Source organism: Paenibacillus silviterrae (assembly GCF_030167925.1).
Classification (GTDB): Bacteria; Bacillota; Bacilli; order Paenibacillales; family NBRC-103111; genus Paenibacillus_G; species Paenibacillus_G silviterrae.
In genome coordinates, this window is record NZ_JASKUT010000002.1 from 1,235,860 (window position 1) to 1,258,391 (window position 22,532).

Below are 22,532 nucleotides of genomic sequence, written 5' to 3' on the forward strand. Positions count from 1 at the left end.
TGTCATGCGTGTGTGTTGGCAGTTTCCTGCCGCAGCAGCTGCCCTTCCTTCCACTCCCGGATGCTAATACGAGGCTCCGCTTGAGCTTCGTAAAAGCCTTCCAGCTCCAGCTCCTGCAGCCTTCCGTCCGCTAGCCGCACCGCCAGCTTCCCAGCTGCCATCGCTTCGGCCGAAGCAATGGCCGGGCACTCCCGGTGCGGCTCCAGCAGCGTCAGGAACAACGCCTCCCTGCCTGTTTGGCGGATGCTGATCGTCTTACGCCGCGCCGGATCGTCACCGAGCGGATAGTCGCCTCCGATCACAGCCTCGAAGGCGACCGCCTCCCATCCCGTGAGGTCATAGACGGCTTCGGCCGGCTCCTTGGTATCCGCAGGCTCGAACGGCAATGCGTCCGGGTACGGCTCTCCTTCAAGATGCACCGGACCTCCGTAATAATCCTGACCGGGTCCATTCCCGGTATCCACGTTCCGGTATTCGACCGGAAGCTCCTGCAGACGTATACGCCGTCCATCCTGCATAAGCACTGCCGGGTCGCCCCAGAAGACCGTCTTGCGGGACGCCTTCTCGACATTGACGCGAAGGGTGAACGAGGCGGCCCCTTCCAGCGGTACGCGAATCTTCCGCTTGCCGAGAATCCAGGCGCCGATTTGACCCTGCTCCAGGAGCCTGTCGTCTGCGAGAATTTCGTAACGCAGCCGCTTGTTTACGGGAGCCGCTTCCGCGTACCAGCCGGTCATGATCTCCTGCTTCGGAGGCCATAGCGACCTGAGATGCAGCTCCATCCGGCCCTCTTCATTGTGCAGCATATGACGGCCCTCGCTGTCATCCTTCCACCGGTCATAATCATGTGAGAATCGAAGGAGAGCAGGCGCTTCGCAAGCATACCAGTCGCAATCGGTGATGAATTGACCCGCACCGAAAGGATTTTCATCCATTTTCCCTGTATGTCTTACGTGGGTCGACTTCCTCGCCTCAAGACCCAGATAGCCTTGATAATGGTTCAGACAATCATACACATGCTCCTGTTCCCCGCGCAGATAGTCCGCGATTACAACATAATCGTCCGTAACCGCTACGAGCCGCCGCTGCAGAACCGGCTCCGAGTAGGCTCCGACGGACCCCTGCTCCCGCTGAGAGAAGGTCTCAGGCAGCTCGCGCCCTTCGATCCAGCCTCGTTCCCGCGGGAACGATTCGGGGTAAGGCGTCTGGCCGCCATACGGCGGGTCACACCAGCGCGCCACCGTTTCCACTACGCAAGCATTCAGCATGCGTCCTGCGTGAAACAGCAGCCGCTTCGATTCAACCGGCTCCTGCATTCGCCCGTCAACGACTACCATGTTGTGGGATAGGGAAGCCTGCACCCACATTTTGAACATGAAGGAATGGTAGCCGTACCAGGAAGCAAGAGGGCCGTAAGCATTCTTGCCGTACCTCATCAATGCGACAAGTCCGGTCCGGTCGAAGTGGCCGTGATACCCGCCGTGTGTGCCGTACTTGATCACGGCCTCAATGCGCGTGTCCTTCTGCGAACGCAGTATCGCCAGTCCCGCATTATCCGCGTAAGCTGAAGCCTCCGCATGCTTCGGTACGTCGACCGGGTGCTCGCCGACACCATAGACCAAATCCCTTCTGTCAGCACCCTTCAGAACGGAGGCGTATTTCGGGTCTCTCCAGATGTAATAGGCAAGATCATAGGCTCTTACCATATCCTTATCCGTCGAATCGTTCGTTCCGAACAAGATCCCGCGATGATCAACGAACGGAAGCATGGCATCCCATACGTCCCGGACCGACCGGTAATTCCGCTTCACCGGACCGTATTTCTCGAAGGACATCCCGAGGAAACGTTGCTCGCGGGGCAGCGACCAAGGCGACAGCATCGCATTGCGACGATAAGACGGGGGTACTTGCAGGTGCTTCAGGCCCAGCCCCCATGGCTCGCAGGCCTGCACGACCCTGGTGAACATGTCTGCGAACAGCTGCACGTAATTCGTTGCCACCTCAAAGTACCAGCCGTCATCCAAAATTCCCGTCGCCACCATATCCGCGAATCCGCCGGGTCCGTGGATGAATCGGCGGATCCAGTGCATATCCTGCAGGACGAGACTGCACAGCAGCGCCCCCGCCATTCCACCGGACGGAATGTTATTGGTATCTCCGTCCGTTATCATCCAATCGACCTTTTCTATGAACAGCCGGAAGGCCGCCTCAACCCGATGGCGATCCTCTTGCGACCAGCCCGGAGCATCGTACAGCAGATCGTAAACGGAAGCGACATCCAGCATGAATTCACCTTCATGGATCAGACCGCCTCCGCATACCTTTACCGCCCGAGGCGTCTTCAGCTCCAGCTCCTCCGGCGAGGAATATATATGAAACACCGGCGCATCGGTGGACGGATAGCCTTGCACCGGATCGACGAATCGGCGGAGGAACAGCATCGCCTTCTCCAGCAGCTCCTGCCTTCCGGTCAGCTTCCATGCCACACCTGCGGCATGCAGATTGAAGCGCTCCGCAAGCTCATAGGCATAAGCCGCTCCGGCCCCTTGCGTCTCCGGGACCACCCATGCTTCAGCTTTCGCGATATAATGCTCCAGCTCCCGCTTCGCCCAATCGTATTTCCGGACGTTGTGCAGCACATCATCCCAGCCGCTTTCCGTATGCATAATATACGGGTGCGGCAGCCGGCGTACCGCATAGAGAGTCAGCCTTTGCTCGCTTCGCACATCGCCGTTCGGCAAGGCGACCAGCGTAAGCTTCTCAAAGCCGCCGGGAGCCATGCCTTCGTGAATGAACGCACGGATCGTTACCCGCTCCGATTGACCGGGGTCTAACAGCAGCGTATTCGGTTCTACCGCAGGCTGCACGGACTCAAAGCCGTAGCTGTCCAGACGAAGCGCAACGGCTTGCCGCACAGCGGACTCATTGGTCACCTGGACCGAATAACCGGCATAGTCCCCGGCCTCCGCCGCATAAGACAATCGTTCCGCATTCAGCGTGACCAAGCCGCGCCGTTTCAGGCACAGCCCGCGAAGGCGAATTTCCTCCTCGACGCCGCTGCCGCATTCCTGCCGCTTGGCTCGGATGCTTACTTGGTGGATCAAGCGCCAGAAGGCGTTTGTCATTTTCATATAATCAAATGTGTCCAAGCTCAGCTCCACCGGCATCCAGCCCTGTCCGGCCACAACCGCGGTCGCCGTGGCAGACGTGATATACTCAGGCCTGCCGACACGAAGTGGTATCACCTCCAGTGTCAGCTCCACGGTCTCGCCCTGCGGAACCCAAACCTCCAGCGCGATGCCGTCCCAGGCTCTCCAATCCGCTGCATGGTCATAGGTGTACCGGGCTTCTTCTCCGGCAGCAAGCCTGTATTCGGGAGCTTCTTCAATTCCGTTTGGCACCGTGCGCAGCCCTGTCCATTCATGAGATTTTTCCATAAGGTTCATCAATATCGTTCCTTCAACTAAGTAATGATGTGCCCCACGAGTATAAGGGATGTGTCACATGACAAGGAACTTTAAATAATCACGATATGTTTAGAATGCAACAATTCCGCCTCTTCCTCTCTTTGTAACATAAACTCAGCCGGTTGACCGTCCGGTTTTTTAACTGATGTCTGCGGTTTTTTAAGGAGTTGGCGCTTTATTCTATTAGTCAGAACTTTCATCCTTCGAATTTCGATATTGCGAAGGCGTCACACCCTCCTGCTTCTTAAACACACGGGCAAAGTACGAGGGATCCTCAAAGCCGAGCTTCGACGCAATCTCTTCAATGGGACTGCGGTCCAACCGGAGCCGCGCTTTAGCTTCCCGGACTCGCAGCCTATTCAGAAAATCCGTCAACGTATATCCGGTTTCTTTCTTGAATTGCCGGGAGAGATGTGCCGGGTGAACGGAACAATATCGCGCTATTCCTTCGAGCTCAAAGGGCTGCCCTAGATGCACCTCCAGGTAACCGACCGCCTTCTGGACGAGAGCCGAGTACCCTGCCAGCGTATATTCTCTCACTAAGCTGCAATACTCCATGCACATTTGCTCCACCAGCCTCTGATGCATGTCCAAGCTTTCCAAACGCTCGATCTCAATCGCAAATTTCTCAGATAAATGATGCAGAAAGAAAGGAGGTACCTTCCCCTGCTCGGCGGATATTCGCAGAATCGTGTTTAACACGATGAGTCCGTTTTTGAGCGCCCTGAGCGGCCTCCCGGGATAACGCTCGGAGAAGTCGAACAAATCCCGTGATTTCAGTAACGACTGTTTGAGCCTAGCAATGTCCCCAAGCTCGACCGCGTGCATCATTTGCTTCTCCAGGTTGTATCTGAGCTCAATCAGATCGGCATACCCGGGATCCGGCTGATCCATCGCCTCCTGCAGAGGAGCTCTCCGTTGTCCGCTTTTGACTGCATTGGCTTGGCGTACGTCTATATATTGCAATGAAATCTGAGGAATCTCGCCGATTCGGTGCACAATACTCGCTATGCTCCGGATTTGGGAATTCCCCATAAGCTTCAGTCCTCGAAAAAAAGCTTCCAAAACGATCTTCTCGCTCTGTTCGTAATTCATTCCGTATGTAAGCTTGGATAGTTCGGGCAGGTGTGTCAGAAAAGGGCCGGCTGCAAAAAGCATGTTCTCTCCGCCCTGTTTCCATAACGCTGCAACGTAAGAGAGGCCATGGACATTCGTATAGACGGAAGCCTGGTCCGGATTTTTGCGCACTGCGCACAACATTGCCCAGAAGTCGGCGGCCTGCAGCTCTTTGAGAAACTCCGGCAGTGAAGTCCTTTCGAAGGACAGCTTCAGACCGGCTGAGTCATCCCAAATGTAGGTATTCAGGTCAGTCAAGTAAAATACAGTCGTTCCGGCTGAAATCATATTCCTTCGTCTGCCCCTCCATGCTAATTTGGTCCTATAAATGCTAACTTAGTATTATAATCTCCATTCAAGTTCTAAGTATAATGTAACTATGTTAGCGATTTCAAATGAGATGGGAGATGGATGTTATGCTATACCCTATCGTTACCGAAACAAGAGGAATTCTCGATTTAAACGGAATTTGGTCATTTAAACTGGACACCGGCAATGGCTTTGAAGAAAAGTGGCACGAAAATAAGCTCACCCATGCCATTTCAATGGCTGTTCCAGCATCCTATAATGATGTCGGTGTAAGTGCAGATATCCGCAATCACGTCGGGTGGGTGTGGTACGAAAGGGAATTCACGGTGCCGGCTATGCTGTCCTCCGAGCGGCTGGTATTACGTTTGGGCGCTGTCACCCATACGGCTAAGGTTTATATCAACGGAGCTTTGGTCGCGGAGCATAAAGGCGGCTTCACTCCCTTCGAAGCGGAGATTCAAAGTGTGGTAATACCGGGCAAAAACCGCATAACCGTAGCCGTTAACAATATCGTTGATGAAACGACGCTTCCGGTTGGCAACTACAACGAGGTCGAGATCGAAGGCATGGGGAAGGTCGCGCGCAACAGCCCTAACTTCGACTTTTTTAACTACGCCGGTATCCACAGACCTGTCAAGCTATATACGACACCAGACGTCTATATCAAAGATATTACGGTAGTTACGGATTGGCAGGATACTATGGGGATTGTCGATTATGAAATCTTCGTGGAAGGGCAAGCTGACGTAAAGACGAGCGTCATCGACGAATCCGGCGGAGTCGTAGCGCAGGTCGAGGGCCACAGGGGGCAGTACCGGATCCCGTCGGCCATACTTTGGGAGCCGCTTAATGCCTACCTCTATACGCTCCGGGTTGAGCTACATCAGGATGGAAGTCCGATTGACGTCTACGAGCAGCCCTTTGGCATCCGGACGGTGGAAGTGAAGAACGGCCAGTTCCTGATCAACCGTAAGCCTTTTTATTTCAAAGGCTTTGGCAAGCATGAGGATTCCCCGATCCATGGCCGCGGCTTCGACGAAGCGGTGAATGTGACGGACTTCCGATTAATGAAATGGATGGGCGCCAATTCGTTCCGCACCGCCCATTACCCATATTCCGAGGAGTTGATGAGGCTCGCGGATCGGGAAGGTATCGTTGTCATTGACGAAGTGCCTGCCGTCGGGGTTCATTTGAATTTTGCCGCAACCATGTTCGGGCAACCCGTTAGACGGAATACCTGGGAGCATATTGGAACCTTCGGCCACCATCAAGATGTCATCCGAGAACTCGTAGCGCGCGACAAAAATCATCCCTGCGTCGTAATGTGGTCGATCGCCAACGAGCCCGCCTCCGAAGAGGAAGGAGCTTATGAGTATTTCGAACCGTTAGTGAAATTAACAAGGGACTGTGACCCGCAGCAGCGTCCGGTTACCATTGTTACGCATATGTGGTCCACACCTGATACATGTAAAGTGGCGGAGCTTGTTGATGTATTAGCGTTAAACCGCTACTACGGCTGGTATGCTGAAGGAGGTGCTTTAGAGATCGCTAGGCTTAAGCTGCGTAAGGAATTAAAGCAATGGACCCAGCGCTGCCCGGATAAACCGATTATGATGACAGAGTACGGCGCAGATACAGTGGCCGGCCTGCACGATACCGATCCGGTAATGTTCACGGAAGAATATCAAGTGGAGTATTTACGGGCCAATCACGAAATATTCGATGAATTTGTCAGTTTCGTTGGGGAGCAAGTATGGAACTTCGCTGATTTCAACACAAGTCAAGGAATCCTTCGCGTGCAGGGCAACAAAAAAGGAGTTTTTACCCGGGAGAGAAAGCCTAAGGCCGCGGCGCATGAGCTGCGTCGAAGATGGTCCGCGATTCCGGATTATAATTACAAAGGGTGAGCTGCAATCTCTGAACCGGCTGGGAAAAGAAAAACCGGCCCGCTCCCGCGAAGGGAAGTGAACCGGTTTGCTTCAGCTGGCTTGTTCGCCGGATGCTTCGAGGGGGAAACGAATCGTAAACGTAGTGCCTTTCTTCATATGACTCGAGACCGTCAGCTTGCCACGCATCATTTCTATGATTCGCATAGCGGTCATCATACCAAGACCGGTACCCTCCCGCCCTTTTGTAGTAAAGTAAGGCTCTCCTATGCGAGATAATTGCTCGGTCGTCATCCCTTTGCCTGTATCGGCGATCACGATAACAAGCTCCCCGTTTTGCACCTTTGTTTCTATGTACAAGCTTCCGCCGTCCGGCATGGCCTCAATACAATTTTTAGTAAGGTTTAGCAAGCATTGCTGCAGCAGCTGCGGCTCGCCTTTAATAGAGTACGATTCCAATTTCGATTTGATTTCTACGCAGTTCATGTTTGCAAGCGGGCTAATGATATGAATTGCCTTTTGCAGCTGATCCTTGATATCCATAATTCCAACATTTTGTACGGCCGGCTTGGAGAACGTCAAGTAATTTTGAATGATGTCGTTCGCCCTGTCGATCTCGCCGATACAAATTTTTAAAAACTGGCTTCTTTTTTCAACGGGTATTTCCGTTTGCTCCATCATTTGCAAAAAACCTCTCACCACGGCAAGCGGGTTACGCACTTCATGAGAGATGGAGGAGGACAGTTGGCTGACCATCTCCATTTTCTCGGCTTTGATCACCCGTTCGCCGATCAACATATTTTCGTGAAACACCTCATAGATGTAAATGACTATGGCGGTTGTGAACAACGTTAACAGCAAATACGAAATAACAAAAAACAAATTCAATACAACCTGAAAAATGACGATGGAAACAGTTAAAGCGAGTGCGGCGGCGAACATGGAAACGGCATTCCCCAGGATGAGTTTATGACGTCTGGATGCGTTTACATAGTGTTTAGTCAGTAAAATGATAACTAACAGAAGTATGGTACAAACGATAATTGAAGCCGAGGCCCCCGAACCGCCGAGCCAAAACCACCGGAACGTCAGTGTGGCGGCAACTAAAAATATGCTTCCTGCAACTCCCCCGTAGAGCCCTCCGAGCACAACGGCAATTAACCGCAAATCATATATGTAGCCCTCGACAATTGTGATGGGGAACATAATACAGCTGATACTGGCAATACCGGCAGATATAAGTTGAATCCACTTTCTTTTATGGAAAGTAGCCAATCTGTTGAATCGATTGATGTGCATAAACATCGGTATGAACAATAAGAAAATAATAATAAACAGAACATTTAACAATAACGGTTCGAGCTCGTCCAAACCTATATACCCCCGTCTGCATTGTCAAGTAACACTATAAACATAACCTATTTGGGGTGTAAATGGTACAACAAATTCAACTCGGAGAATGCAGCAGGAAGCTTAAACGGCCTGGAATAGGAAATCCGTTGTTGCACAAGAAAAAAGACACCCAGTTCGTGTGTCTTTTCGCAAGATTGGTTTCTTATGGCGTTTACCTAGTCCCCCCCTTGCTTCTATGGAAGGCTGCGAGCTGTTTTATCTTTCGGTAAGACTCCGGCTCCTTCAAAAACAAATTATGCGCAGGCACCCTCGGATTGGATTCGATAAACCACACCTTGGCCTTCCGGTCCAGCGCCAGATCATATCCGATCTGCCATTCATATCTTGTTCGGCTATAAATGCGGGTGCATAAAGAAGCTACTCTAATAAGCTCTTCCTTCTTCCTTGCAGCCTGCCCCCCGGTAAGTCCTAAGGACTTTTCCAGTGCTTTGTTTATGGACATAACACAGCCTTTGCCTCTGCCAACATTGGTTATTACACTATCCGCGCCCGCCACTTTGGCGACCATTCCGGTACATATCCAGCGATTCCGTTGATCTCTCATCATCATCACGCGAATATCGAAGGGTCTGCCGTTGATTTGTGCTAGTTGAATAGCCTGCTGTACAATGTGAGGTCGACGGGATAAGTGCAGTCTCTTATACAAGGCATGAATGGTCGGAACGGATTGCGGCTTCCCTTTGATTTTCACGAAAGAAATGCGGTCATTCCCCTGCCAAACCTTAACGATTCCTATTCCGCGACAGCCTCCATCCGGCTTAATAAACACTGTGCGATAGCGCTGCAAATACTCCCTCAGTCGTTCGGGATTGCAGATCGCCGTGCTTGGCAAGTAGGCCCGCAGCTTTGGCTCCCGTTGAAACATACGGTGAAAACGTATTTTTCCCAAGTACAGCTCCTCCTCGGCAGCATGGACTTCTTTTACGGTAATGTATGACTAGGAATGGTTCCCAGCAACGGCCATTGCCTAATGGATCCAAATATTGGTAACCCAAAAAGAAAATCGTCGTCAAACAAAAACGGCAGCCCTGGGCATTGAAGCCATCCCGGACTGCCGCACTAATTACCACGATAATCGAATTTCCCGTCCCGTCTCCGCAGACTCATATATCGCCGTCAAAATCTTTATCATATCTACGCCTTGCGATGGCAGAATGATCGGCTCCTCACGGCCAGCCAAGCAGTTGATAAAATGCTTGATGTTCTCTCCATGTGCGTCTACCTGGCGGTTCTTGATGACCGGCTCCACATTGGTTAATTGCCCCGCTGATTCCGTGAAGATTTGCGCCTGTCCCCGTTTGAGGCTTACCCCAGCCTTCGTTCCCCGCAGCTCGACGAAATTAGTCTCTTCCCCGATGTTGGAGGCCCAGCTGAATTCAATCTGAAGGGTGGCTCCATTATCAAATCGAATGAAGCCCGTGGCCAAATCCTCTACATCGAAGGTACCATCCTTCTGACTTTCCCCGAATGAGCTGTGGATCGAATCCGACAGCTCGCTGCTGGCAAACTTTGTATACACCGCACCGCTGACAGCTACCGGCTTCGGATTGCCCATAAACCACATTGCCACATCGATAAAATGAACCCCTAAGTCAATGAGCGGTCCGCCCCCGGACAGCTCCTTTGTTGTAAACCATCCGCCCTTGCCGGGAATCCCGCGTCTACGCACCCACCCGCAGCGACCGGTATAGATTTCTCCGGCGTTCCCCTCCGCAATATATCGCTTTAGAAATTGGGCACCCGGCGTGAACCGGTTGTTTCGCATGGTCATGAGCAGCTTTCCGCTGACTGCGGCCGCATCGGCCATCTTTTGGGCTTCCTGCGGATTCACGGCATCCGGCTTTTCGCAGAAAACATGCTTGCCGGCCTTTAGCGCATCAATCGCAACGATGGAGTGGTACAGGTTAGGCGTACAAATATCGATAACCTCTATATCCTCCTGCGAGCGAAGCATCTCCTTGTAATCTCCATACGCTTTCGATTGGTCCAAACCGATCGATTCGGCGATGCCTTGCGCACGCTCCAAATTCGTATCGCATACCGCCACGATCTCCGTTTCCGGATGCTCCATCCAGGTCTTCATATGCGCGGTCTTAAATATGTTCCCTGTTCCTACAATGCCGACCTTCCACTTTTTGCCCATATTGGATCCCCCTATCGTTTCATCTTTAAAGCGTCAAACTGCTTGCTCAAATGAGCCAGGCTTGTCCGGACGCATTCCATCGGATCGGACTTGCATACGTCCTGCTCGACAACGTACCATTCAACACCGGAGGCTTCCCCCCATTGTAGAATCGAAGTGAAATCGATGGTGCCGGTACCGACCGGAGCGAAGGACTTCTCTGCGTCGTCTGACATGTCCTTCAGGTGAATGATCGGCATGCGGCCTACGTACGGCTTAAGGAACGACGTCACATCTCGTCCGCCCTTTTTGACCCAGTAAACATCGATTTCCGCGAGAATGTCGTTCTCTTCTGCCGGGTCCAGTAAATACGACAACGCGTCCCTGCCGTCAATGCTCGTATCAAATTCATACGCATGGTTATGGTAGCTGAGACGCATGCCATTCGGCTTTATCCGTTTGGCTATCGCGTTCAGCTCCTCTTTCGCAGCGATGTATCCTTCCGTGCTTCGAAGCTCCTGTATCATACTTGAGCACACAAGATCCGGTGTACCGAACAACTTGGCCTCCTCGATAGCCTGAGCTGTAGTCTCTGCCAGAAATTTGTAGCTATAATGCATACCGGCTACACCGAGACCGGTTTCCGAAATAACCGCTTTCAATTCTAGAGGATCATAATCATGGAAGCCTGCGAATTGGACTCCGTCATATCCCATTTGACTTATTTCCCGAAGCACTTTCGGAAAATCCGACTTGCACTCTTCCCGCAATGTGTACAGCTGCACGGCGATGTTGTTCTTCACTGCCATATCACTCCTTTGTATGTTGTTAAGTAAAGTATAATAAGCGTTCAATTGGATAGGAATGACTTATTCAGCTACTCTTGACTTATCTTGCATAATGTTGTTTTGTAATCATAACAACCCCATTAGGAGGCGAGAGTATGGGCTTATCCGAAGCCACCCTTCATCATGCGGGATACTCGCAGCACCGCAAGCCGTATTATAGTAGAAAGAAAAGCCAAATAACCGGATTTCTGCTCCGATTGCAAGTGAAAGGGACATGTAAAGCAAGCCTTAACGGAACCTGGTACCCTTTGAAACCGGGAGATCTCATCCTTTCAAGGCCAGGAGAGTCCTATCAATTGATGATCGACTCCGAACCGTCGGACAACGGCTCGCTGCCGATTGACAGCGCTGATTACTACTTGTACTGCTCGGGAACATGGATCGAGGACAAGTGCGGAGCAGGCTCCTTCCCGGAGCATGCAAGCGTTGGGGTAAGTGATGAGGTTGTATCCTTATGGCGGCGTATCGTCTATGAGAAACGGAATATTCGGGAAGATAATGCGGAGCTGCTGGACTATTTGCTTCGGGTGCTCTACCTGACCTTGGAGCGCGCCGTTCGCAACCGGGTCACAGGCAACGCAAGGAATGATCAATATTTGCCCTACCGGTTAAAACAGTACATTGAGCTTCATGCTACGGAACCGCTAACGCTTAAGGAAATCGCGAAGCAGCATGATATCAGCGTTTCCACCGCATCGCATATATTTTCCAAGACGTTCGGGCAATCCATCATGCGGTATGCCGTCAATGTTCGATTGACCATCGCGGCGGAACGTTTACTTGTGAGCGATATGAGACTCGAAGACATCGCCGAAGCGGCAGGCTTTAACAGCTATCCCTACTTCTGCAGAGCCTTTCATGCCCGATATCAAATGCCGCCGAGCGCTTATCGTTCGCGACGTTCTCGAACAACAGACCTTTGAGGATCAGGAAAAAGCCCACTCGGAGGAACGACTGGGCTCTGACTGCTGCTTCGGCTTATTCGGTTAACTGCCTCATATACTGAACATAGTGCGGGAAGACGATTGACGCATCTTCGAGGTCGGGATGCCACTTCTTTTCCCACTCGAGCGTGTAATAACCGTCATACCCGCGGCTGCGAAGGAGACCGATCATTTCTGGCAGCGGAATGCTTCCTTCCCCCGTACGGCAATATTGGAAAGGCCTCTTGCCGTCCGGCGTCAGCCGGGAATCCTTCACATGGGTATAGTGGATCCATGGTCCCAATGCGGCTAGTGTCTCTTCTGGGGACTCACCCAGCACCCGGTAGGGATGATGCAGATCCCACAGCACCCCGATCGCTTCGGGATCCAGCTGTTCCATAACCGCCTTCACATCCGCGCAGGAGGTCCAATCATCATGCGTTTCAAGCAGAAGCTTCACTCCATATTCCTTCGCAATCGTCCCCAGTTTATCGAGGTGAGCCACCATCATAGCTACGGCCTCCTGACGGCTTACATTCCCTATGCCGCCTCCGAATATGCGGATGTAAGGCGTTTCGAACAGCGAGCACAATTTCGCATACGACCGGATTTCCTCTATATTGGGATCCAGATCACCGGCCGAAAAAGCCTTTACCGAGCTGGAGAAGCAGGATACCGTCAGCCCCGCATCCTTTATTGCCTCCTTGGTGCTGCGGGCGAATTCTGCAAACTCCGGCAGCTTATAAAGTTGGAGCTCGCCGTTCAAGCCCCGGAAATCAATGGCGTCGAAGCCGTACTCGGCCGCTCTCCCGATGATCAGCTGTAGATCCCAATCCGGACAGCCCAATGTGGTAAACGATAATTTCATCTGCAGTCCTCCTTAACGATGGGTCATTCGTAAGAAACGCTCCTCCGTTATCCCCCGCAATACAGGGAGTCCCGAGGCAAAACGGGTCAAATCCTCCACCACCATCGCCCCCAGCTGTGCCTTCCAGTAGCTCGAGAAAGCCCCGATATGAGGCAGGCAAATCACATTCGGCAGCTTTAGCAAGGGATTCTCCGCCGCTAGCGGCTCTTGATGATATACATCTAACGCTGCATGGATTCGCCCGGAGGACAGCTCCTGCCACAAGGCCTCCTCTTCCACCAGCGCTCCCCGGGCGGTGTTCACCAGCAGTGCGCCGTCGGGAAGCAATTGAAGCTTCTCCCGGGTAATCATTCCCCGTGTAGCAGGTGTCAGTGTATCGTGAAGGGATACGATACGGCTTTCGCACAGCAGCTCCTCTAAGCTGCATAGGGTAACGCCGAGCTGCTGTGCTTCTTCTTCGCTGCAATAAGGAGAAAACAACCTGATGTTCGTATGGAAGCCGCGAAGCAGGTTGATGACCTCCCTCGCCACCTCACCAATGCCGACAATGCCTACCGGCTGTCCGTATAGACCGTTCACGGTCCCCCCGTTTCCTCCCCAGATTCCCGAGCGAAGCTGATCGCGCAAGCTGCAAATATTCCAGGATCCGGCCAGCATCAAAGCAAGGGTAAGCTCAGCCGTCGATTTCGACAAGGCCATGTTGGCATTGACCACCGTGATCCTCTTGCGGAAGACAAGGGGATCCACGTAGGGAATAAGTGTACCGGCGGCGTGTCCGATAAATTGGAGCTTATGGGCCCCAGCTACAATCTCGGCGGTCAGCTTCGGCGAACCCCATGAAGTCAGTACCGCATCGTAGCTGCCTATATCCTGCAGCAGCTGCTTCGCTTCATAGGGCTCCCCTGCCGTCACCCAATCCACATCGGAAACCTCATGCAGTCTACTGACCACCTCGTCGGAGAAAAATAACTCACGGAGCTCCTTCTTCCATATCGTTACCAAGGTTTTCATGCGATGGGCTCCTCTCCCCTTCTATATTTTAGCATGACACTTGCTTGCCCCAAAGGGATACCTTTTGTCTTTACTTGTCGTTTCTTTATCCGCAGGAGGCCAAAAAAAGACCATGAATCCGCAATCCAAGCGAATTCATGGCTTATTGAATTATTTCTTCGCTTTTGCGCTTTCCGCCGCTTTATTCGCCGTCTCTTCTATGGTACGGAACAGCGTATTGAGATCCGCCGTGCCAAGGGCCGCTTCATGAACCGCGTTTTCGTAAGCCGGCTGAGCGTCGCCCTCGACCATCGACTTCGCCGGAAGCGGTGCATACTTATTATGGAACACCGCGCTCAGGTTTTTGTCCTTATGCTTGCTGTCCTCGCCGAACTGCTTCTTGATCGCGTCGTCTTTAAGCGTCGTCATCGTTCCTCCACGAACCTGCTTGGTCTGGTACTCCTTGCCGGTCAGGTATTTAATGACGGCCATCGCTTCGTCTTTATGCTTGCTTTGGGCGGTGACGCCCCAGTAGAACGGATAAGCGGAGGAGCCGACCCCCGGCAGATCGCTAAAGGTTGGCAAGGAGGCGATATCCCAGTTCATTCCCTCCGCGCCGCCTGCGGCCCAGTCCAATTGAGACAAATAAGCGAACATGGCAAGATTTCTATCTTTGAGGAAGGCGTCCTTATACGGGAGCTTGTTCTTCAACGTTCCCATCACAGCCTTGTAGCCTGCATCGGTCGAACCTTCGATATAGTACGTTTGATATACCTGCTTCCACTTTTCGTTGGCGTTAATCGTCGCCTTGTCCGTCTTCGGATCCAGGAACGTGAGCGAGTACTGATTCGCCCTAAGCGTATGTGCCGGCGACGCAACAAAGCCCAAATATTGCTTACCGCCCTCATTACGGGTCAGCTTCTTGGCCAGGTCGTGTATTTCATTCCATGTCATCCCGTTTTTCGGGTAAGACACTCCGAACTTATCGAAAATATCCTTGTTATAGAACAAAATAACATTCTCCGTCGATACCGGGAGACCGTAAATGCCGTTGCCGGACATCGCCCTCGCATAATCGATCATCGTAGGCTCGAACGCGCTGATATCGACATTGTGCTTCTTAATGAGGTCGGACATATCTGTGGCGAGGCCATATCGGGTCATCGTGTGGAAAAAGTTAACGCTTTCATAATAGAGATCGATATGCTGGCCAGCGGAAACCAATTCATCAATATTGGTGCCTGTCCCTTTTTTAATATATTTAAGCTTGATTTCGGGAAATTGCTTTTCGATCGGATCGGTAAACTTCTGCTTGAATTCCTCCTCCGACGTAGCTGCCGTCGAATAAACCACCAGCTCAACCGGGTCCTTACTCTGCACCGGCTTCGGCGAATCCCCGGGATTCTGGGCCACTTGGCCGCTGCAAGCGCTTAAAATAAGGAGACTGGCTGCGGAGAGTACGAAACCTTTTTTCAACATAAAAAACACGACCTCCTTCTTAATATGCAGCACTTTATGAGTCGGGCTCATGATGCATGTTCTGGAAGCGATTGTTTTCTGTGTGCCGTTGTTATACTTCATGATAGCATACAAAAAAACAAAAATTCTTTGCGTTATTCTCCTATTTTTTTGCTTTTTTTGTCACGTTGAGCCATTCGGAAAGCTTCCTTGTCTCCTATCCATGTGGTACGATGAAGCTAATTAAGGTCACGGGGGCTGACACATGAGCGACTTATCCATCGTCAAATATGCCATTGAGGATAATGATTTTTCCATACATTACACAAATTTGGTCGGCCAGATGCGCGGCCCCCATGCGCACCCTTCTTATGAAATCTTGTATGTGATGGAAGGGGAACGCATCTTCTTCCTGAACGAAACAGTGTACTTGCTCCAGAAGGGCGATATGATTCTGATTAATCCGAACGATCCTCACAGGTCGACAAGCTCGGAAGCGTCGAAGTGCGAACGGATCCTGGTCAACTTCACCGATGCGTTCATTCAGCCGGAGCTGGCACGCGCTCGAATTCACTTGCTTCCCCAGGAGCGACCCTCCCGCATTTTTCGGTTTTCCGTGAATGAACAGGCGGCCGTTGAGGAGCTGCTGCGAAGAATGATTCACGAGTGCCAAGGGCAAGAGGAAGGCTGCTCCGCCTTTGTACGGGCAAGTCTCACGCAGCTGCTGGTTCTCATGCACCGGAACGAAAGGAAGCAGAGCCAGCGCTTTGCCCATTCCTCTCACCCCATGCATCAGAAGGTTTCCGAAATTGCCGCATATGTAGTTGAGCATTATGCCACCGGGCTGACGCTGAATGATGTCGCGAGGCGCTTTTATATCAGTCCGTCGTACTTAAGCCGAATATTCCGCAGCATTACCGGCTTCCACTTCAAGGAATATCTTCAGCTCGTACGCATTCGTGAGGCCAAACGGCTGCTTCGGGAAACGTCAATTCCGATCGGTGCCGTTGCGGAGGCGACCGGCTTCGAGCATACGGCCAATTTTAACGTGACGTTCAAAAAAATAACCGGCTCTACCCCGGGACATTATCGCAAAAGCACGCGTTAGGGCAGATAGAAGCGGCCCGGGGCTCTGCCAAGCCCCGCGCTCCGCGTTGAATGCCGAAAAAAAACGGATCCTGCAATTCTATCCACCTATCACCTCATGCCATTAAGTCTGCGGAACGTTTCCGGACTCATGCCTTCGGCCTTCCTAAACAGCGTGCTGAAATAGCTTGGTGTATCAAACCCGACTCTGCGTGCGATTTCTCCTACCCGTGCATCCCATTCCTTCAGCATAAGCTCCTTACTTTTGTTAATTCGCAGCCGGTTCAAATATTCGATAGGTCGGCAATGCACGATCTTGCGGAACAGCAGACATAAATGCTGCGTCGACACGCCAAGCAGCTCCGCCAATTCCTCAAGCGAGATTTTGCTTGCGTAATGCTGTTCCATATAGTTGAAGACCGGCGTAAGCCGCATGTAATTTTGTTCGATGGACGGCTGATGTACGGTAATGCACTTCGTGATATCGATCAGCAGGCTGTATATCAGCTTCGAGCATTCCATGCCCGCGAGAGGCTTCTCGGACAGGGCGAAGGTAAGCGCTGCCTTCATATGATGCAGTATCAAGTCATAGTTCGTAATACGGTAAACGCCCGACCGCGTCAAACCCGCCAGCAATGACATGCGTTCTGCTTGCTCCCCGCTGAAATTCAGCCAATAGATCTCCCATGGCTCCCGAATGGCCCGATATTCATGAGGCTCGTCGGCCTTCAGGAAAATGCCCATCCCCGGCTTGACGCTGCAGATTTCCCCGCCCAGCTTCAGCTCCCCTTCCCCATCGGTGCAGAACAGCCATTGCGGCAGCGGATAGCCCTTAGGCCGGATGATGGTTTCCTGGCTGGTCCAGTAGCCTGCGCCGCACATATAGACGGGCAGCTTCGTTTCCAATTCGGAATGCATAAGAAATGCGAAGCGCTGCATAACCCATCCCCTCCCCTATTTAATGTGAAAATTGTTATAGAAATAAGAAAATCCGTTTCTATATTCAGGGAAAATCCCGCGTTATAATGGATTATATACTAAACGGCAGTTCATTGCCTCAACAATGCTGCTTATGAATTTCGTTTATAACATGAAAATAGAAAGGAACGATTGCTTTGACCGTCAAGCCCCCTCCTATCAGCAGCAAGCTCCCTGTGTTTATGCACGGGGCCGATTACAACCCTGATCAATGGCTTCATGAGCCTCACATCTTAAAGGAAGATCTTCGGCTCATGAAGCTGGCTGACTGCAATGTCATGGCCGTAGGAATTTTCTCTTGGAGCCGTTTAGAGCCCGAGGAAGGCCGGTTTACCTTCGAATGGCTGGATGAGGTGCTCGATTCGTTCGCAGCGAACGGAATCTATGCCTGGCTGGCAACCCCCAGCGGCGCGCGGCCTGCCTGGATGTCGGCCAAGTACCCCGAGGTGCTGCGCGTAACGGCGAATCGACAGCGAAATCTTCACGGCCGCCGGCATAACCACTGCTTCACCTCACCCGTTTACCGCGAGAAGGTCACCATCATGAATACGAAGCTGGCCGAGCGGTATTCGAAGCATCCTGCAGTGATCGGCTGGCATATCTCGAACGAGTACGGCGGCGACTGTCACTGCAATTTCTGTCAGGAAGCCTTCCGGCAATGGCTTCGCACGAAGTACCAAACACTTGATGCTCTGAATCATGCGTGGTGGAGCTCCTTCTGGAGCCACACTTATACCGATTGGGAGCAGATTGAGTCCCCGTCCCCCATTGGAGAAACGGCGGTCCATGGGCATAACCTGGACTGGAGGCGCTTCGTTACGGATCAAACCGTCGATTTCTGCAAGCATGAGATCGCACCGCTAAGAGCGTTCCATCCTGAGCTGCCGGTGACGACCAACATGATGTACAACTTCTCCGGACTGGATTACCGGAAATTCGCCGACATCCTGGACGTGATCTCCTGGGACGCTTATCCCACTTGGCATAACCGTCCGGATTCATCCGATGATGCCGTAGCCGCTTGGTTTGCATTCAACCATGACTTATTCCGCTCGCTGCAGGGTAAGCCGTTTATGCTGATGGAGAGCACGCCAAGCCTGACGAACTGGCAGCCGATCAGCAAGCTGAAGCGTCCCGGCATGCACCGGCTTTCTTCCCTGCAGGCGGTGGCGCATGGCTCCGATTCTGTGCAATATTTTCAATGGCGCAAAAGCCGCGGCTCCAGCGAGAAGTTTCACGGAGCGGTGGTCGATCATGTCGGACACGAGCATACACGCGTGTTCCATGACGTAGCCTCGCTGGGACAAACGTTATCTCGTATAACGGAAGTCATCGGAACCACGACGCCGGCGGATGCGGCCATCTTATTCGATTGGGACAACTGGTGGGCGGTGAAGGACGCTCAAGGTCCGCGTAACCAGGGAATTCATTACGAGGACACGGTGATGCAGCAATACAAGGCGCTTTGGGAGCTCGGCGTGCCGACGGATATTATCGGCTCGGGAGACGATTTCTCTAAGTACCGGCTGCTTATCGCTCCCATGGCGTATCTGATGCGTCAAGAAACCGGGGAGCAGATCGAAAGATTCGTTGCGAATGGCGGCACCTTCGTGGCCACCTATTGGAGCGGCATCGTGGACGAGAATGACCTGTGTCACCTTGGAGGGTTCCCTGGACCGCTTCGAAAGACGCTCGGCATCTGGGCGGAGGAAATCGAAGGTCTGCATGACCACGACCGCAACGGCATCGTCCTCCAGCCGGGCAATCCGCTTGGCCTGCAAGGCGGGTTCGAGGTTCGGGAGCTCTGCGAGCTCATCCATTCGGAGGGAGCTGAAGTGCTGGCGGTATACGAAGACGATTTTTACGCCGGCCGCCCGGCTTTGACGGTGAATTCGCTAGGCGCAGGCAAGGCTTATTATTTGGCCGCTCGTGTCAGCGATCCGCAGTTCTATAAGCTCTTGTATACCGAGCTTGTGAAGCAAGGAGGGATTCGCCGGGCTTTGGATGCAGACTTGCCGGAAGGCGTAACGGCGCAGCTCCGAACCGACGGGGAGCACGACTACGTGTTTCTGATGAACTTCAGCGGGACTGAGCAGGAAATCGCTTTAGATGATCACTCGTATACGGATGTAGAATCCGGGCAAGCCGTTCCGGAACAACTCCGGCTGCCTTTGTATGGCGTAGCGATGATAAAAAGGAAAGCCCTAACTTAACAAAAAGGTGCTGTCCGCTAAGTAGATTCTCTACTTTAGAGGACAGCGCCTTTTGGATTCTTCTCCTTTACTCCCTCCTCCGTCGGAACCGCTTACAACAATGGATACCGGACTTTATCCAGACCGTTGGAATCCCGATCCGCTACTTACGGGCATCGGCTATTGATTTATTGACCAATTCCTCCGCCTCTCTCAAGATGGAGTTGATGTCCGATTGTCCGGTCGTCACCCATTTCTTGAATTGTGAGCGTACGATTCCATAAGCGGCGGCATCATATTTAGTAATAAACTCAGGCGGCTTGGCCGGCTTGTTTTTGACAAAGCCAAGACGGTTGCGGGTTTGCAATATTTCCTGACTTCTTCCGAAAAATTCCTCGTTAATCTTACTGTCCTTCAGTACCGATGTGTTGCCGAGCGAAGCGATTTGCTTCTGCGCATCCTCAGATAGCATAGCGGACAAAGCGGCGAAAGCTTCGTTCTTATGCTTGCTCGTCGACGTTATCATTCGTACGCCTCCATCCACCTGGGTCGTTGTATTAGGAGCCTCCGCGAAAGATGGTAAAGTGACGACATCGAAGTTCAGCCCCTCCTTTACCGCATCCGGAAGCCTCGAAAAAATCGAGCTGGTGACGTACATGGCGAGCGATCTGTCCTTCAAGAACTGGTTCAAGCCTTTGCCATACGTAGCTGCGTCCACCTCGTTGCCGGGAATGTGAAAAAATCGGGCGTAATTCTCATACAGCTTTTTCCAGCCGTCGTTATTCACAAATGCTTTGTTCGTCCGGGCATCAACTACGGATAAGGACAGCTGGTTCGCTGCAAATTGGAATGAATCCTGAAAATCAAAGCCGCGGTACTTAACGGCACCGTCCGATCGGGTCAGCTGTCTCGCCAGATCGTATACCTCATCCCATGTCATACCGTCCTTCGGGTAGGGAACGGCAAAGCGGTCGAAAATATCCTTATTGTAATACATCATGACGACATTGCCCGAAATGGGAATCCCCAGAAGCTTGCCGTCACCGGAGGTTTTACGGACCGTGTCCAGCACAATCGGATCGATTCGGTTCAGATCCATATTGAATTGTTTCACATAGGGATGCAAGTCCTCCGTCAGGCCCAATTCCTCGTACTTAATAATCGATGCGATGGTGTCGTTAATCATATCCGGCACTTCACCCGCCGTAATCAACTCCTCTATTTTTTTCTCATTTTTGATCTGGCTCATCGTAATATTCGGGTACTTCATCTTCACGGGCTCCGCGACCAGCTTCTGAAACAATTCGTCCGACATGCTCCCGTACATCGTCAGATGTACCGGCTCGGAAGTGATAGCAGGAGAATTTTTTGCTTTGTCTGCGCCGTCTTGTTGCAGGGAACCCTCTCCGGAGCATCCTTGTAAAACAGCAGCCAGCAACACGGCAGAAAGCGCCAAGCTGCAGCTTTTTTTAATTACGACCATACGTCGCACTCCTCCTTCGTTTTTATAAACTAGATGATCAATGTAACATTTCAGTAATGTTTCTTTTTTAATCATACGATAAACTCGATCCCAGGATCAAGAAGAATTTGACAAAATGGCTTTTTTCTTTAATATTTAAAAGAAAGTTTGTGTTCGTTCAAGCGCATAAGAGATGAAACAACCTATGAAACAGGAGATGTTCCACATGTCTAAACTCGATGAAGTAGCCAAGCTTGCCGGTGTCTCCAAAGCTACAGTTTCCCGTGTAATCAACAACAGCGAGACGGTTTCCTCAGCAGCCAGACAAAAAGTTCTGGATGCGCTGCAGGCCCTACAGTTCCAGCCGCATGAGCTGAAGCGCTCTTCGAGCGGCGGCGGGAACGGAGTTCTGGGGATGATCCTCCCTTTCGGCAAACAAATATGGGGACACTCCTTCGGCATCGAAATTTTGGCGGGAGCAGAGGAAAAGGCCTTCGAGCAGGATTGCCTGATTCTTCTCGGCAACTCTAACGGCGGGCGGGAAACGGCCCTTACGGGCAGCATGATTGGCCGCGGAATCGAGGGGCTTATTGTGATGAGCTCGGAGCGGGGGCAGAGGGAACATCTGCAGCAGGTGCAGGCGCACGGCATTCCCCTTGTGCTTGTTGATCAGAAAGTCGAGGGTCTAGGCGCCCACTTAGTCCGAGGAGATAGCTTCATGGGAGCGGTCACTTTGATGACGCATCTCATTGGCCAAGGACATCGGCGGATAGGGCTCGTTTCACCGAACAAGCACTACACCTATACCGAAAGAATAAAAGGGTACCGGTATGCGCTGATGGAACATAACATTCCATCGAATGCGCGGTTCGAGGCACTGGAAAGCGACGAACAGCCGGCGGCAGGTTTACTAAGTCATATGCTTGACGCGGACGAGCGGCCGTCTGCCCTTTTTGTCACTTCGCCGGGCATGCTCGGGACGGTCATCAGCGTGCTGAATCAGAAGAGGCTCCGTATTCCGGATGATATTAGCCTCGTGACCTTCGACGAATCGTATACCGCGCTGCCGGAGGAATACAAAAGCTTTTTTACGTCGATCAATCAGTCGGGCAAGCTCATCGGAACCATAGCCGTAGAGCTTCTGTTCCGTCAGCAGCGCGACCCCGAGCTGGAGCCTCAGGAAATCGTGCTGCCGGGTACGTTTACTGCCCGCAGTTCCGTCCGTCCGCTGCTGTAGAGTACAACTTTGCTCCACCACCGGGAAGCGAACCGACCAGCGGCGAAGCCATTCGTCGCCCCTGTTTCGCCTTTCACCCCCCTTCTCTTTCGCCCCCGGCAAGACGTTTCACTAAGCCGCACAGCTGCCCGTTCCCTACAAACTTAGCCGTTGTTTAGAAATGGTTGTCAATTTTCA

The 22,532-nt window shown here is 52.2% G+C and carries 16 protein-coding genes; 5 read left to right on the forward strand and 11 right to left on the reverse strand.

The features are described 5' to 3' along the window. Positions 1-2: 2 nt before the first annotated feature. On the reverse strand, positions 3-3,437 hold the full coding sequence (locus QMO62_RS28560) for a COG1470 family protein (protein ID WP_284645893.1): 3,435 nt from the start codon (positions 3,435-3,437) through the stop codon (positions 3-5). Positions 3,438-3,650: 213 nt separating this feature from the next. After that, entirely contained in the window at positions 3,651-4,841 is a 1,191-nt protein-coding gene (locus tag QMO62_RS28565; protein WP_284645894.1) for an AraC family transcriptional regulator, read from the reverse strand. A gap of 158 nt (positions 4,842-4,999) precedes the next feature. Between QMO62_RS28565 and uidA the strand changes: the two genes are divergently transcribed. After that, entirely contained in the window at positions 5,000-6,799 is a 1,800-nt protein-coding gene (gene uidA / locus QMO62_RS28570) for a beta-glucuronidase (RefSeq protein ID WP_284645895.1), read from the forward strand. A 72-nt stretch (positions 6,800-6,871) separates the two neighbouring features. On the opposite strand, the gene QMO62_RS28575 is transcribed toward uidA, so the two are convergent. The 4 genes from QMO62_RS28575 to QMO62_RS28590 form a co-directional block, all read right to left on the reverse strand. Next, the gene (locus QMO62_RS28575) at positions 6,872-8,083 is read right to left on the reverse strand and encodes an ATP-binding protein (RefSeq protein ID WP_348651743.1); all 1,212 of its coding nucleotides are present in this window, start codon (positions 8,081-8,083) and stop codon (positions 6,872-6,874) included. Between the two features lie 259 nt (positions 8,084-8,342). Continuing rightward, a complete protein-coding gene (locus QMO62_RS28580; RefSeq protein WP_284645896.1) occupies positions 8,343-9,080 on the reverse strand; it encodes a YheC/YheD family protein in 738 nt (245 codons plus the stop codon). Between the two features lie 174 nt (positions 9,081-9,254). Then, complete coding sequence (locus QMO62_RS28585) at positions 9,255-10,334, reverse strand: Gfo/Idh/MocA family protein (protein ID WP_284645897.1); 1,080 nt, start codon at positions 10,332-10,334, stop codon at positions 9,255-9,257. Between the two features lie 11 nt (positions 10,335-10,345). After that, positions 10,346-11,116 (reverse strand): sugar phosphate isomerase/epimerase family protein, encoded by a 771-nt coding sequence (locus QMO62_RS28590; protein WP_284645898.1) that lies wholly within the window; start codon positions 11,114-11,116, stop codon positions 10,346-10,348. Positions 11,117-11,256: 140 nt separating this feature from the next. Between QMO62_RS28590 and QMO62_RS28595 the strand changes: the two genes are divergently transcribed. After that, positions 11,257-12,084 (forward strand): AraC family transcriptional regulator, encoded by an 828-nt coding sequence (locus QMO62_RS28595; protein ID WP_284645899.1) that lies wholly within the window; start codon positions 11,257-11,259, stop codon positions 12,082-12,084. 55 nt (positions 12,085-12,139) lie between these two features. Here QMO62_RS28595 and QMO62_RS28600 read toward each other — a convergent pair whose 3' ends face one another. The 3 genes from QMO62_RS28600 to QMO62_RS28610 all read right to left on the reverse strand — a co-directional run bounded on the left by QMO62_RS28600 (position 12,140) and on the right by QMO62_RS28610 (position 15,421). Continuing rightward, entirely contained in the window at positions 12,140-12,952 is an 813-nt protein-coding gene (locus QMO62_RS28600) for a sugar phosphate isomerase/epimerase family protein (RefSeq protein ID WP_284645900.1), read from the reverse strand. Positions 12,953-12,964: 12 nt separating this feature from the next. Continuing rightward, positions 12,965-13,963, reverse strand: coding sequence for a hydroxyacid dehydrogenase (locus tag QMO62_RS28605; RefSeq protein WP_284645901.1), 999 nt, complete (start codon positions 13,961-13,963; stop codon positions 12,965-12,967). A 150-nt stretch (positions 13,964-14,113) separates the two neighbouring features. Beyond that, positions 14,114-15,421, reverse strand: a complete 1,308-nt coding sequence (locus tag QMO62_RS28610) for an ABC transporter substrate-binding protein (RefSeq protein ID WP_284645902.1) — start codon at positions 15,419-15,421, stop codon at positions 14,114-14,116. Positions 15,422-15,665: 244 nt separating this feature from the next. Here QMO62_RS28610 and QMO62_RS28615 point away from each other — a divergent pair, with 244 nt between their 5' ends. Continuing rightward, on the forward strand, positions 15,666-16,508 hold the full coding sequence (locus QMO62_RS28615) for a helix-turn-helix transcriptional regulator (protein ID WP_284645903.1): 843 nt from the start codon (positions 15,666-15,668) through the stop codon (positions 16,506-16,508). Positions 16,509-16,597: 89 nt separating this feature from the next. On the opposite strand, the gene QMO62_RS28620 is transcribed toward QMO62_RS28615, so the two are convergent. Beyond that, a complete protein-coding gene (locus tag QMO62_RS28620; protein WP_284645904.1) occupies positions 16,598-17,425 on the reverse strand; it encodes an AraC family transcriptional regulator in 828 nt (275 codons plus the stop codon). A gap of 176 nt (positions 17,426-17,601) precedes the next feature. Here QMO62_RS28620 and QMO62_RS28625 point away from each other — a divergent pair, with 176 nt between their 5' ends. Further along, a complete protein-coding gene (locus tag QMO62_RS28625) occupies positions 17,602-19,677 on the forward strand; it encodes a beta-galactosidase (protein ID WP_284645905.1) in 2,076 nt (691 codons plus the stop codon). A gap of 142 nt (positions 19,678-19,819) precedes the next feature. On the opposite strand, the gene QMO62_RS28630 is transcribed toward QMO62_RS28625, so the two are convergent. After that, positions 19,820-21,139 (reverse strand): ABC transporter substrate-binding protein, encoded by a 1,320-nt coding sequence (locus QMO62_RS28630; protein WP_284645906.1) that lies wholly within the window; start codon positions 21,137-21,139, stop codon positions 19,820-19,822. A gap of 205 nt (positions 21,140-21,344) precedes the next feature. Here QMO62_RS28630 and QMO62_RS28635 point away from each other — a divergent pair, with 205 nt between their 5' ends. Beyond that, the gene (locus tag QMO62_RS28635; RefSeq protein WP_284645907.1) at positions 21,345-22,355 is read left to right on the forward strand and encodes a LacI family DNA-binding transcriptional regulator; all 1,011 of its coding nucleotides are present in this window, start codon (positions 21,345-21,347) and stop codon (positions 22,353-22,355) included. Positions 22,356-22,532 lie beyond the last annotated feature (177 nt).

Excerpts from the sequence above, each read along its gene's own strand:
- QMO62_RS28560 (WP_284645893.1), bottom strand. The coding sequence starts at position 3,437 with ATGGAAAAATCTCATGAATGGACAGGGCTGCGCACGGTGCCAAACGGA.
- uidA (WP_284645895.1), top strand. The coding sequence starts at position 5,000 with ATGCTATACCCTATCGTTACCGAAACAAGAGGAATTCTCGATTTAAAC.
- QMO62_RS28575 (WP_348651743.1), bottom strand. The coding sequence starts at position 8,083 with ATGTTTATGCACATCAATCGATTCAACAGATTGGCTACTTTCCATAAA.
- QMO62_RS28585 (WP_284645897.1), bottom strand. The coding sequence starts at position 10,334 with ATGGGCAAAAAGTGGAAGGTCGGCATTGTAGGAACAGGGAACATATTT.
- QMO62_RS28595 (WP_284645899.1), top strand. The coding sequence starts at position 11,257 with ATGGGCTTATCCGAAGCCACCCTTCATCATGCGGGATACTCGCAGCAC.
- QMO62_RS28600 (WP_284645900.1), bottom strand. The coding sequence starts at position 12,952 with ATGAAATTATCGTTTACCACATTGGGCTGTCCGGATTGGGATCTACAG.
- QMO62_RS28605 (WP_284645901.1), bottom strand. The coding sequence starts at position 13,963 with ATGAAAACCTTGGTAACGATATGGAAGAAGGAGCTCCGTGAGTTATTT.
- QMO62_RS28610 (WP_284645902.1), bottom strand. The coding sequence starts at position 15,421 with ATGTTGAAAAAAGGTTTCGTACTCTCCGCAGCCAGTCTCCTTATTTTA.
- QMO62_RS28615 (WP_284645903.1), top strand. The coding sequence starts at position 15,666 with ATGAGCGACTTATCCATCGTCAAATATGCCATTGAGGATAATGATTTT.
- QMO62_RS28620 (WP_284645904.1), bottom strand. The coding sequence starts at position 17,425 with ATGCAGCGCTTCGCATTTCTTATGCATTCCGAATTGGAAACGAAGCTG.
- QMO62_RS28630 (WP_284645906.1), bottom strand. The coding sequence starts at position 21,139 with ATGGTCGTAATTAAAAAAAGCTGCAGCTTGGCGCTTTCTGCCGTGTTG.
- QMO62_RS28635 (WP_284645907.1), top strand. The coding sequence starts at position 21,345 with ATGTCTAAACTCGATGAAGTAGCCAAGCTTGCCGGTGTCTCCAAAGCT.